Raw genomic sequence first — 12,165 nt, 5'->3', positions numbered from 1 at the left:
GGGACGCTCAGACAGGGGGCTCGGTGGCCAGCCGGTAGGCCACCAGGTCGCCCACCGAGATCAGCACCAGCCCGTCGCGCGCGGCGAGTTGCTGCAGGTCGTGGAGGCGGGCCATGCGCCAGTCCGGCCGGACGACCTCGCACATGGCGGTCACACCGGAGAGCCCCGCCAGGCGGGACAGGTCCACCCCGGCCTCGGTGTGGCCGTCGCGCTCCAGCACGCCGCCGCGAGCGGCGCGCACCGGGAAGACGTGGCCCGGCCGGGCGAAGTCGCCCGGCGCGACGGCCGGGTCGGCCAGCGCCTGCACGGTGCGCGCCCGCTCCTCGACCGGGATGCCGGTGGTTCCACCGGCGATCAGGTCCACCGAGACGGTGAAGGCCGTGCCGTGCAGACCGGAGTTCTCCGCCGCCATCTGCGGCAGGTCGAGTTCCTCGCACCGCTCGAACGGCACGGCCGCGCAGACCACGCCGGAGGTGTGGTCGAGCATGTACCGCAGCGCGGTCTCGTGGGTGTACTCGGCAGCCACCATGAGGTCGCCTTCGTTCTCGCGGGACTCGTCGTCGAAGACGATCACGAAAGCGCCACGGCGGAAGGCCTCGATCGCTTGCTCAACCTGCTGCAGGCGGTCGGCTCGTGGGAAACGCGTGGTTGCCATCTGCTCTCTCCTGAGGTCGGGAAACCCTGGACCGGGAGGTCCGGAGGGTTCACTGGTCTGCGAGAGAACGCGGCCATCCGGAAAGACACATGCTTGCGCGCACGGCCCTCCACAATGGACGGCGCCGAGTGCGCGGGGAGGGACGGCGAACGGCAGCTCGCCCCCGTGCACAGACGCCGTTCCGGGGAAAGCGAGCACCAGGTCCGTACGGTGGGGCGGCAAGCCCACTACCGGCCGGACACGGTGTCGCCGCGCACTGCCTTCCATCCGGACTTTCACCGTCGGTCCTGGAGTTTCACCAGGTCAACCAGCCGATGGCTTCGGCTGGGTCGCGGACTTTGACCGCCGGTTCGGAATTGCACCGACCCCGGAGCGCGCGAACACTCAGACCGATCATGACACGTGTGCCCCGGGTTGTGGATGTGTGCCCCGAAGGAGGCAACAAGTCGGTGGCTGGGGGACGGTCCGTCACATCGACTTCCCGCTTGCTCTCCCGAGGGCGACCCGCACCGAGACGAACACCTCCAGCAACGCAGGTCGTCCGCGACAACGCCCTCGCCGTCGCGGGCGAGGGCGGTGTCGCGGATTGTCCGCATGCGTTCCGTGACCCCGTGCCACGTGGGCGCGAAGCACCGGCCCTGGGACCACGTTGGACCACGCCAGATGAGCGCCCATGAAGGCTGAGGGGTGAAAACGGACGCTTGTGCGCAAGGAAAACACTGGGTCACCGTCAGCAGTTCGCAGGCCCAGTACGCCTGGTACCGCGACATGATCGCCGCCTGCCGGGCGCGGGATGCGTCACCGAGCCGGTAACTTAGCTGCAGCACAGTAGAGTTCGTGAGAGTCGTGACTGCCGCTAAAGATCTGCCCGTCATGGCCGGCCTGTTCGACGGACCGAGGGCCCCCGTACCATCGGGGGGCCGGTGGCGGCGGTGACGCCGGTCGGCTGACACGTCAGGGAGGGGTCGGGTGGCGGACGGCAAGCACGAGGACGGCGATGCGAACCCATCGGAGTTGGCGGCGCTGCGACTGAGGCTCTACCTAGAGTCGCTCCAGCTCCTGATGCCCGAGCCGCAGTTCAAGCTTCTGAGGGACCTTCTGTACGGCTATGCCGAGCTCGGCGGAGGCCGGATCGAGGTGAAACTGGGCGACGAGGAGCGGGAGCTGTTCACACCTGCCGTGCAGCACGAACTGCTCGTTCTCCTCGGCCTGCTCGGTGCCATGGCACCTGGGCACGAGGACCGCGCCGACCGGGTGGTGGCCGACCTCGGTGACGGTGAGTGGGTCAAGGGGGCCATGTCGCTCGTACCGCCGGAGGTTGCCTCCGACCCGACCCGCCTGCGCCGACTGCGTGACAGGTTCGACGCGGTGGAAGGCCGGCGGGCGGGCGACCGTGCGACGGTGGAGGGAATCGCAGAAGTGAGCGGGATGGCGGGGACGGAAGAAAACTGATCTGAGTGAGTTCAGCTCCGCAGCTGCCTCTCCGACGGCTGACCGAGCCGGGACGTGGCCTTCGTCCACGGCGAAGAGACAGTGCCGAGCACAATCCTGCGGATCGCCCTGACCGGACTCGTGCGGTGATTGCCGATGACCAGCCGGCTGCCGGTCGGGCTGCGCTCGGGAGGGGAGGGAACGCAGGAACCCGGCCCAGGACACCTCGGCCCTGTGCGGATTGCGGTGGTCGATCCTGGTCTCGCAACCAGGGTCTGTGCCCGGTAAGCAGCAGAAGAGGCAACTGCTGCCGCGAGGCGATGCTGTGGGTGGCGTGCGGTGGATCCTGAGTGGGTGTGAACCGAGGTTGTACCCCGGACAGGCCCCACTCGTTGTCCGCTCCCGTCCACCAAGGGCGGGAGTCAATGCTCGTCGGTCTCGTGACGGCGGACCGCGGGCGCCCCACGGCCCCGCGGTCCGCCGTTGCCGCTACCGGACCGCCGCCACGGGGCGGGGTGCCTCGGGGGTGGGCTTCGGCTGGTAGTGCTCCGTGTGGCCTTCGACGTGGAGGTGGGGGAGACGGCGGTCCAGCCAGGTGGGCAGCCACCAGTTGCCGCGGCCGAGCAGGTGCATCACGGCCGGTACCAGCAGCAGTCGGACGAGCGTGGCGTCGATCAGGATGGCCGAGCCCATGCCGACGCCGATGACCTTGATCGGCAGGTCGGGGGACGGGACGAAGGCCGCGAACACGGCGACCATGATGGCCGCAGCTGCGGTGATGACCCGTGCGGTGCCCGCCAGTCCGCTGACGATGGACTCGGCGTTGTCGTTGCTGCGGAGCCAGGCCTCGCGCATCCGGCTCACCAGGAAGACCTCGTAGTCCATCGAGAGGCCGAACAGGACGGCGAAGGTCAGCACGGGAACGAAGGCCGGCAGCGGGGTGGGGCTGTCGATGCCGATCAATCGGCCGGCGGTGCCGCCTTCGAGGACGAGCGCGACCACGCCGTACGCGGCTTCGACGGAGAGCAGGTTCATCACCGCGGCCTTGAGGGCGACGGCGAGGCTGCGGAAGGCCACCAGGAGCAGGAGCATCGACACCGTGACCACGCCGCCGACCAGCAGCGGGATGCGACGGGAGATGTTGTCGGTGCTGTCGATCGCGCTCGCGGTCGCCCCGCCGACGTGCACCCGGACGCCGGGGCCGACCGCACCCGGGACGACGTGGTCGCGGAGGTCGCGGACCAGGGACTTGGTGGCGCTGGACTGCGGACCGCTGTCCGGGACGACGGTGAGCAGAACTGAACGGCCGTCGGTGCCGGGCACCGGAGGGGTCACCGCCGTGACGCCGGGCACCGCCTTCAGCGCGGCGGGCAGCGCGGCTGTCGCGTCGGCGGGGGTGCCCGGCGCCAACTCGGCGACCAGGACCAGCGGTCCGTTGCTGCCCGGTCCGAAGCCGGCGGCCACCGTGTCGTACGCCAGCCGGTTCGAGCGCCCGGCGGGGTCGTTGCCCGCGTCCGGGAAGCCGAAGCGCACGCCCAGGAACGGTGCCGCGAGCGCCAGCAGGACGACGACGCCGGTGACGGCACCGAGGACGCGGTAACGCTCGACGAGCCTGCTCCAGCGCAGCCAGCCGGCGCCCACCGGGCTCCCGCCCCGGGTGGTGCGGCGCCGGGGCAGGGGCAGTCGGAGGCGCTCGATGTGTCGGCCGAGGTAGCCGAGCAGGGCGGGGAAGAGCGTGGTGGACGCGGCGATCACGACGAGCACGGAGAGGATCGCCGAGACCGCGGCGCCGCGCATGAACGACAGACCCATCGCGAACAGCCCGAGCATGCTGACCACCACGGTCGTTCCGGCGACCACGACCGCGCGACCCGCGGTGTCCAGCGCGGCGACCGTGGCGGCCTCGGGTTCGAGCCCCTCGGCGCGCCACTCGCGGAACCGGGTGACCAGCAGCAGCGCGTAGTCGATGCCGACGCCGATGCCCAGCATCGCGGCGAGCGAGGTGGACCAGTCCGGGACCGGCATGATCGCGGCGAGGACCGGCAGCAGGGTGGCGCTGACCGCGAGCCCGCCGAGCGCGGTGAGCATCGGCAGGCCGGCGGCCACGACCGAGCCGAAGGTGATCACCAGGATCACGGCGGCGGCCGCGATGCCGATGGCCTCCGAGCCGATCGCGCCCTGCTCGGCCTGCTGGACCGTCATGCCGCCGAGGTGGACGCGCAGGCCGCCGTCGACGGGGCGGGCGAGGTCGAGCAGCCGCCGGGTGTCCGCCTTCGGCATGTCGGGTGCGACGGCGACGTCCAGGTGGATCTGCCCGAGGGCGGTGCGGCCGTCCGCCGACACCTTGCCGCGCGGGCCGTACGGGTCGTCGATGCCGCTGATGTGCGGAACCTCCGCCATCCGGGCGAGCAGGTCCTTGACCCGGTCACGGGTGGCGGCGTCGGTCACGCTGCCGTCCGCGGTCAGCACCAGGCTGATCGACTCACCGCCCAGCCCGGGGAAGTCCCGTGTCAGCAACTGCTGGGCCTGCTTGGAGTCCGAGCCGGGCGCGCTGTAGTCGGCGCTGTACTTGGCGCCGAGGCCGGCCGAGAGGCCGAAGGCCGCGCCGGCGGCGAGCAGCCAGAGCAGCACCGTGCGGCCCCGGTTCCGGAAGCTCCAACCGGCTGTGCGGCCGAGGGGGCCGGGCCGGTGTGACCCGCTCTCGCCGGCGGCTGTCCGCCGGCCGTCGCGCAGTCCCTGGGACATGTGGTCCTCCGTGCGTCGTCAGGGGCTCCGCCCCCAGACAATGCGTTACGCTTCATAACGCACATGATGAAGCGTAACGTTCCCCTCGGTGGGCACGGATTGTCAACGCGGTGACTGGTACGGCGGGCGGACGGAGATGCGATGACGGATGGGTCGACCGACGAGAGCGGGCAGCTGAGCCGCCGCGAACGGCTGCGCGCCGACACCGTGGAGGAGATCAAGCGCGCGGCCCTGACCCTGATCGTCGAGCGCGGCGCCGCGAACCTCCGCTTCACCGACATCGCCCGCAGCATGGGGATGACCCCGCCCGCCCTGTACCGCTACTTCGCCGACCGGGACGAGCTGCTCACCGCCCTGGTCGCCGACTCCTACGACAGCCTGTCGGACGCCTTGACGGCAACCCGCGGGACCGTGCCGCCGGACGACCTGGACGGCCGCTTCGGGGCCACCTGCACTGCCTACCGCACCTGGGCGCAGCGGAATCCGGAGCGCTTCGCCCTCATCTTCGGCTCCCCCGTACCCGGGTACGCGGCCCCGCCGGACGGGCCGACCGTGGCGGCCGGTCAACGGGCGATGGATCACATGGCCGAACTCGTCGCCGACACGGCCGAGCGCGGCCGGCTCGGCAGCTCGCTGGTGCCGGACCCGGCGGAAGCCCTGATGCTGGCCTGGGCCACGGTTCACGGCTTCGTCACCCTCGAGGCGCACGGCCACTTCCACATGCTCGACCAGCAAGCGCGGGACCGCCTCTTCGCCGTCCAGGCGGGCGTCGCCGCGCGCACCGCAGGCCTGTCGCCGGCCGTGGACCAGCGGTGATCAGGTCCCGCCCGTCACCGACGTGCGCTACCGGTTCGACAGGCTCGGATCGGAGGCAGCCTCGGGCGCGATCCGCTCGAACAGCAGGTCGCTGGCCCGGCTGCCGTCCGGAAGGACGGTCTCGCGCAGCGCCTGCAACAGTTCCACGACCGCAGGCGCTCGGGAGCGGCCGCGCAGTGACGGCGCGACCCGGCCGGCGACGATGTCGGCTGCGGCCGGGTCCGCGGCCCTGGCGCGCAGCCAGGCCGTGGTGCGAGCAACGGCCTCGGCCGAGTCCGCGAGGTTGCCGAACAAGTCTTGCAGCCCACGGCGGAGTTGAGTGTCCTCGAACGGGGAGTTCGCGCCGAGCAGCCATGGCAGCCTGGCATCCGTGCAACTCATCAGGGCGAGCAGGGCCAGCCGCCCGGCCGACGGCGGCCAGTCCTTCACCAACCAGTTGTCCACCTCGCGGACCAGCAGCGGGCGCGTATCGGTCGTCCCGGCGAGGCCGTCGAGGATGTCCAGTACTTGTGCTCGGATGTCGAGGTCGTCCGTCTGAACGAGGTTGCGAACCCGCGTCATCGCCAGTCGGCGGGCTCTCGGTGTGCTGTCCGCCGAGGTGAGGACTCGCCGGCAGACGTCGGCGACCACCGCACGCAACGGCTTCCCCTGCTTCGCCCACTTCGTGAGCAGCCGCCAGGCGGTGCCGCTCATGTGCTCGTCCGCGAGCACCTGTTCGGTGACGTCCACAAGGAGGCTCGCGCGGTTGGCGTCGACGGTCAGATCCTTCACCTTGTCCAGGTGTTCCGCCTTGCCGTGTCTGAGGATCAGTGCGGACAACGCCCGCGGAGCCGGGTCCGCCTCCGCCCGGGAACGGATCGGCAGATGTACCAGCCACGCGAGCAGTACGTCGCGAAGCGGGGGGAAGTTGTCCCAGGCGTAGTCGATGACGGCCTCTGCGTAGCCGGGCCGGTCGAACGTGACCCGGTCCTGCGGGTCCACTTCGGCGGACATGGCAGCGAGACGGGGGCGTAGACCTCGCCGGGCGAAGATCGTGCCCAGGCTGGGCGAACTCACCGGTCGCGGTCCCCCGGATTCCGTTACGACGGCCGCTTCCAGAGCATGGGCGTCCGCTCCGATGACCGAAGCCGGTGCGACTCGGTGGACGGCCAGCGTGAGCAGCAGGCAGCGGTCCGAAAGCGAGAGCGGACTCTTCTCGGCGACCGGGCGCTCGCCGGGGTCGCCGAAGAGAACGTCGAAGTCGGCCCGCCAGTCGGCCAGTGCCAGCTCGATCTCGCTCTGGAGGCCGTCGGGAGGAGCCGTCTGGGACGCCAGGTGTTCCACCCTGACAGGACGGGCGATGAGGCCGGGAGTGGAACTGTCACCGGGGCCGGTCCGTTGCCGCTGGTGCGCACTCCACTGCTGGAGGACCGTCTCCACGCACCGAACGGCCTCGACCGCGTCACGCCCCCGAATCGAATTCCTGGCGCTCGTCGATCGGACGTACTGGACCAGCGAAGCATGGCCTTTCGCCTTCAGACGGTGCTCGACGAGCTGTTGCGCATCGGGCGGCGCCGTCAGACGAACGACCTCGATCCCCGCTCCGGAGGGCGGGTGATGACCCTTCAGCAGCTCGGTCGTGACGGTCAGGATCAGGCGGGATCCGCACTGGCGCAGCTTCCCCGCGTAACTCGCCAGATGGTGCATGAAGCCGCTGTCGAACCGATCGGTTTCGGGGTCCTTCAGTTCCAGCAGAAGGGTGTGACGGGGTTCGATCGGGAGCCGTCCGACTGATGGATGACTCCAGTCGGCCTCCAGGTCGAGAAGGACGGAGTCGGTTGAATGGCGTGCGGCGAGGTGCTGCGCGAAGGTCGTGACACCGTACCCCCGGCGTGACACGACGATGAGAACACCGCATGTTCCGCTCGGCCGGAGTGCTTCTGCGCCCGCGGACCAAGCCGAACTCCACTCCGGCGGAAGGAAGAAGGCCGGGGAGTCTCTCAGCCCGGCCCGGTCGATCTCTGTTCCGTCGAGAACGTCGCGCCTGCGTGTCTCCTGGTTGAAGTTCTCGATCCTATTGGCGAGTACACCGATATTGGTGGTTCGGGCCGGGGGTGTGTTCTGCGGAGGGTGTCCGGAACGAGGGTCGTACGGTGGGGGCAGCACGAACTGCGTGGGTCGGCTCTCGATGTCGGTCTCGCGTGCACGGTTTCGAGTGGGGACCGAAGCGAGCAGGTTGTCCAGGTCGTCCGGTGTCCATGGGGCCTCGGAGCTCACCTGGTGGGCTGCCCTTCGGCCGGCGCGGCGCCGGCGTGATTGACCTGCTGCGTCCGTAGCGTGTTGATGTTGTTGGCCATCGTGTTGATGTTGACGTTGCCGGACAGGTGGATGGCGCCCGGGTCGGTCGCTCCGGAGGGGGCGCTTCCGTCCTGAACCGCAGCTGCCTTGTTCGGCTCCACGTACTGGGCGATCAGGTCGGGGCTCAGTCGGGGTACGTGGATCCACGCGGATCGGGCGAAGGCCTTTCCCGGAACGGAAGCGGGTACCTCGAGGAAGTCGCGTTCCTGCATGAGCCTGCTCCGGCGGGCGAGCACTACTCTGCGGTACATCTCGTCGGACAGCGCGAGGGCTGTGTAGCTCCCGTGGGCGGCTGCTGCGGCGATGCCGGCCCGGACGGCGTCGGAGTCGACGAACCGCGCCGTGTCGTTGATGGCGTCGGCCAGGTTGCTCGGGGGCATGGGGCCGACGTGCACGCTCACCCGAACCAGCAGTGGCGGATCGTCCCGCTGCCGACTCCGGTCGTATTCGTGCAGTTCCTCGTCCAGGAAGCGGATGAGCGGGTCCACCAGTCGCCAGGTTCGAGCCGGTGGGAGGATGAGGATGCAGCCGTCACCGGTGTCCTGAAAGTTCGTCGGGTTCCTCTCCTTCCACTCGGTTGCCAGGTCGCTCAGCGCGAACGAGGACTCCAGGGCGTTGTCCAGCGCAAGCCGGAGCGCGGGTTGGCGGTGTTCGGGGGCCCGGCTGAAGTCCTTGATGTCAGTCGCGAAGACCGTGCGTTCGGGAGGCAGGTCCCAGGGATGGGCCGGAACGGTGAGGTCCATGGAGGGAACTCCGTTTCTCGTCGAGCGGGAGGGGCAGGGCGTTCTCGGGCTGCTTATGTCATGGAGCTCATCATGGCCGCCAAGCCGGCGAGCGCTACCCCGATTCCGCCCAGAGCGAGAGAGGTACGCACCTTTGTGTGCTTGGCCCAGGCGATGCGGGAGAGCGCCACAAGCTGCCTGCTGAGCGCCGGGAGCAGGTCCTGTTCGGCCAGCGATTCGGCCAACTCCGCTGCAGGCCAACGCCTGAGGTGGCCGAAGTAGACGGTGTTGCTCGGCCAGTCGTCCGTCGAGTCGTTCGCACCGATGCGCGGAACGACCGCGGCGACGGCGAAGAGGAGGGCCGAACCGACCAGTACCGCGCTGAGCCAGAGGATCACGACAAGGGCCGGGTGCCGCCATTGAGGGGACGGCCCGGTCGGCATGCTTCGTACGGCGCTCGTGATCGCGACCAGGGCCGCTGTTTCGAGGCTCAGTGCGAATGCGGCCTTGACGTCCACCCGGCCTATCGAGTCGGAGAGCGAGCCGTGGATCCGCCAGGCCCGGTCGATCGCGGTGGAGCTGGCGGTGTCGTTCATGTTCTCGGAATCCGAAGAACCGTTTGATCCGTTGGTTGAAAGGCTCACGTGATTCTCCCCTCGACTGGCGTCCGGGTTCGCCGGCGTGACGACTTGTCCGGTGACCTTGGTACCCCGGTTCGGAGGCAGCCGTCTGCGTCAAACGACGCAGACGGCTGAGCGGATACCTTGGAGGCGAAGGGTGGTGGAAGGTGGTCGGATCGGCGCTCCCCGCGGAGTGGAGGGACCTGATCAGGTCGGCAGGCCACGAGGTGTCATGGAGGCGTGGTGAGGTCCTGATACGGGAAGGTGAGACCCCGGATCGGGTGGTTCTCCTGGAGCGCGGATTGGTCAAGATCACTGCGGCCTCGACGAACGGCTTCACCAGCGTTCTCGCCATACGTGGCCCGGGGGAGTTGATCGGTGAGCTGTCATGCGTGGACGGCGAGACGCGGTCCGCGACAGCGACGGCGATGGCGTCGGTCTCGGGGGTGGCGCTGGCCGCACCGAGGTTCATCACTCTCATGGAAGCGCACGGCGGGTTCGCGCTCGCGGTCCTGCGGTTCGTGGCCGTTCGACTGAGGGAGTCCGACATCGGTCGGTCGGATCTCGGGGCGTTGCCGACGGTTGCGCGGACCGCGCTGGTTCTTGCGCGACTCTCCCGGAACTACGGTTCGCCAGTGCCCGGACCGGGCGGCGGTGCGGCTCGTCGGCTTGCCGTCAACCAGCAGGAACTGGCAGGAGCGGTCGGTGCGTCCCGGGAGTCGGTTGTACGGGTTCTCCGCGAGCTCACCGAGCGCCGCCTGGTTGCTGTCTCGCGTGGACAGATCCTGGTGCACGATCCGGCGGCCCTCGCTGTCTGGCCGGATACGGCGTAGTGCGTGTCCTGGTGTACGGCACAGGGGCCTGCCGGGTGCGAGCGAAGCGGCGTGCACGCGCTGCCGCAGAGGCCGACGGGCTTGTGGTCGGCTTCGTCGGCTCGGCGACCGTGCCGGTCGCAGCCGTTGCTGAGCGGCTGCGACCGGCACGGTCCGGACAGCGCTAGCGGGCCGGGGCGAGGTGGCTCGCGGTGGCCAGACTGTGGAGCAGGTCGATGGTCTCGTCCTCGTGCGACGCGAAAGCTCCGTGGTCGCTGTGCCAGGTCACCGCGCGGGTCGCGCGGGTGGCGAACCGGCGTTGCAGGTCCGGGTGCACGACGCGGTCCTCGGTGCAGACGACGTAGGTGCTGGGGCGGTGGTGCCAGGCGGCGTCGGTCGTCGGCTGATGGCCGGGGGCCATGGTCTGGGGGACGAGCCGGGCGGTGTAGCGGGCGCGTTCCCCGGTGTCGAGTTGGGCGTGGAACAGCCGGCCCGCGGCCTCCGGGTCGATCGTGGTGGTGCCGGCGGGGCCGGCGATCATGCTGGACCGCAGATCGGTGGGCGGCGCGCCGGCGAGCAGGCCGAGGGCGGTCTCGCCGCGGTCGGGCATCATCGCGGCGAGGTACACGAGGTGTCCGACCTTGTGCGGCGGAAGGCCCGTGATGACGGCGCCACCGTAGGAGTGGCCGCACGCGACGGCGGGGCCACCCCCGGACAACTGGTCCAGTGCGGTCTCGGCTGCGGCCTTGTCGGCCGCCAGCGACCCGCGGTGCAGCTCGGCGACGGCTACGGTGACACCGCGGGCCCGAAGCCCGGCGGCGACGCCGTCCCAGGCATGGCCGGTGTGCCACGCGCCGTGCACCAACAGCACTCCTCGGGGCGGGACGGGGTAAGGGGAACGAGTCATCAGGAGCTCCTCGGTGGTCGGGCAACGGCGGGAACACTGGCGGCGCGCGGACGGTGCCCCACGGCTGCCGGACCCGTCCATAAGAGCCACCGGCCGGGAAAGGGATTCGGCTTCTGCCGGAAATCCTCATTTCCGGGACGCCCGGTACCGCGATCTGATCGCCGTCCACCGGGCCCGACCGGCCCGGCGGTTGAGGCCCGGTCCGGTCCGACGCCGGTGTCCCGGGTGTGACATCGGCCACACCGGTGCCCGCCAGGAGGTGGTCAACTGGCGCTCGCAGTGGTCGAATCCGCAGGTCATGCGCACCATGCGGCGCTCCGGGCGGGCCGGGGGCGGGTGAATGATCTGGCTGGCCGGGGAGGTTTGGGCCTAGCCTGCCCGCCATGTCCCAGAACACGAACACTCCCGGTTTCCCCGGGCAGCCGGCCGCTCCGGCCGGCGACTCCGCCAAGGTGCAGCGCCAGGTGCAGAAGCAGGCGGGCGTCGGACCGGTCACCGGTGGCGGCGGCACCCTCTTCTCCGAGCCCGTTCTGGTGGTGAACCAGAAGGCCAAGCTGATCGAGCTCACCAACGAGTACGCGGTCTTCGACCAGAGCGGTGCCACGCTGGGCTCGGTGGTCCAGGTCGGTCAGGGCGCGCTGCGCAAGGCGATACGGCTGCTCACCTCGCTCGACCAGTACCTGACCCACAAGCTGGAGATCCGGGACGCGAACGGCGCCCCGGTGCTGCTGCTGACCCGCCCGGCGAAGTTCATCAAGTCGCGGGTGATCGTGCAGCTTCCGAACGGCCAGGAGGTCGGCCAGATCGTTCAGCAGAACGCGATCGGGAAGATCAACTTCGCGCTGGAGGTCGGCGGGCAGAAGGTCGGCGCCGTCAAGGCCGAGAACTGGCGGGCCTGGAACTTCTCCATCGTCGACGAGACGGACACCGAGATCGCCCGGATCACCAAGACCTGGGAGGGCCTGGCGAAGACGATGTTCACCACGGCCGACAACTACGTGCTCCAGATCCACCGCCCGCTCTCCGACCCGCTGCTCAGCCTGGTCGTGGCGACCGCGCTGACCGTGGACACCGCGCTGAAGCAGGACGCCCGCGGCCTCGGCTAGTCACGACCGCAACG

Annotated in this window: 10 protein-coding genes and 1 riboswitch; of the genes, 4 read left to right on the top strand and 6 right to left on the bottom strand. The window is 70.0% G+C overall.

The annotated features are described in order from the left end of the window. Positions 1-7 precede the first annotated feature (7 nt). Positions 8-655, bottom strand: coding sequence for a 3,4-dihydroxy-2-butanone-4-phosphate synthase (gene ribB / locus IF01_RS0127265; protein WP_078880346.1), 648 nt, complete (start codon positions 653-655; stop codon positions 8-10). Between the two features lie 249 nt (positions 656-904). Continuing rightward, positions 905-1,035: riboswitch (FMN riboswitch) on the bottom strand. Between the two features lie 589 nt (positions 1,036-1,624). On the opposite strand from ribB, the gene IF01_RS0127260 reads away from it, so the two are divergent. Beyond that, positions 1,625-2,107 carry a hypothetical protein gene (locus tag IF01_RS0127260; protein ID WP_051756291.1) on the top strand — a complete coding sequence of 161 codons (483 nt, stop codon included), beginning with the start codon at positions 1,625-1,627 and terminating at the stop codon, positions 2,105-2,107. A gap of 468 nt (positions 2,108-2,575) precedes the next feature. Here IF01_RS0127260 and IF01_RS0127255 read toward each other — a convergent pair whose 3' ends face one another. Then, positions 2,576-4,831, bottom strand: a complete 2,256-nt coding sequence (locus IF01_RS0127255) for an MMPL family transporter (RefSeq protein ID WP_051756288.1) — start codon at positions 4,829-4,831, stop codon at positions 2,576-2,578. A 141-nt stretch (positions 4,832-4,972) separates the two neighbouring features. Here IF01_RS0127255 and IF01_RS0127250 point away from each other — a divergent pair, with 141 nt between their 5' ends. Then, positions 4,973-5,647, top strand: a complete 675-nt coding sequence (locus IF01_RS0127250) for a TetR/AcrR family transcriptional regulator (protein ID WP_051756285.1) — start codon at positions 4,973-4,975, stop codon at positions 5,645-5,647. Between the two features lie 27 nt (positions 5,648-5,674). Here IF01_RS0127250 and IF01_RS0127245 read toward each other — a convergent pair whose 3' ends face one another. The 3 genes from IF01_RS0127245 to IF01_RS0127235 are packed head-to-tail and all read right to left on the bottom strand — an operon-like array spanning position 5,675 to position 9,302. After that, positions 5,675-7,903, bottom strand: coding sequence for a hypothetical protein (locus IF01_RS0127245; protein ID WP_157855361.1), 2,229 nt, complete (start codon positions 7,901-7,903; stop codon positions 5,675-5,677). Continuing rightward, positions 7,900-8,727, bottom strand: a complete 828-nt coding sequence (locus IF01_RS0127240; RefSeq protein WP_051756282.1) for a hypothetical protein — start codon at positions 8,725-8,727, stop codon at positions 7,900-7,902. The genes IF01_RS0127245 and IF01_RS0127240 overlap by 4 nt, the downstream gene beginning before the upstream one ends. A gap of 53 nt (positions 8,728-8,780) precedes the next feature. Next, on the bottom strand, positions 8,781-9,302 hold the full coding sequence (locus IF01_RS0127235) for a Pycsar system effector family protein (RefSeq protein ID WP_030396193.1): 522 nt from the start codon (positions 9,300-9,302) through the stop codon (positions 8,781-8,783). A gap of 191 nt (positions 9,303-9,493) precedes the next feature. On the opposite strand from IF01_RS0127235, the gene IF01_RS0127230 reads away from it, so the two are divergent. Then, a complete protein-coding gene (locus IF01_RS0127230; protein ID WP_051756279.1) occupies positions 9,494-10,159 on the top strand; it encodes a Crp/Fnr family transcriptional regulator in 666 nt (221 codons plus the stop codon). Positions 10,160-10,322: 163 nt separating this feature from the next. Here IF01_RS0127230 and IF01_RS42335 read toward each other — a convergent pair whose 3' ends face one another. Next, positions 10,323-11,045: an alpha/beta hydrolase gene (locus tag IF01_RS42335; RefSeq protein ID WP_063764308.1), complete on the bottom strand. Its 723-nt coding sequence runs from the start codon at positions 11,043-11,045 to the stop codon at positions 10,323-10,325. 383 nt (positions 11,046-11,428) lie between these two features. Here IF01_RS42335 and IF01_RS0127220 point away from each other — a divergent pair, with 383 nt between their 5' ends. After that, positions 11,429-12,151 carry an LURP-one-related/scramblase family protein gene (locus tag IF01_RS0127220; RefSeq protein ID WP_078880344.1) on the top strand — a complete coding sequence of 241 codons (723 nt, stop codon included), beginning with the start codon at positions 11,429-11,431 and terminating at the stop codon, positions 12,149-12,151. The last annotated feature ends 14 nt before the right edge of the window (positions 12,152-12,165 follow it).

Source organism: Kitasatospora purpeofusca, assembly GCF_000718025.1.
GTDB classification, from domain to species: Bacteria; Actinomycetota; Actinomycetes; order Streptomycetales; family Streptomycetaceae; genus Kitasatospora; species Kitasatospora purpeofusca.
Note: the sequence above shows the minus strand (reverse complement) of the source record. Positions and strands in the feature narration are given on the sequence as shown.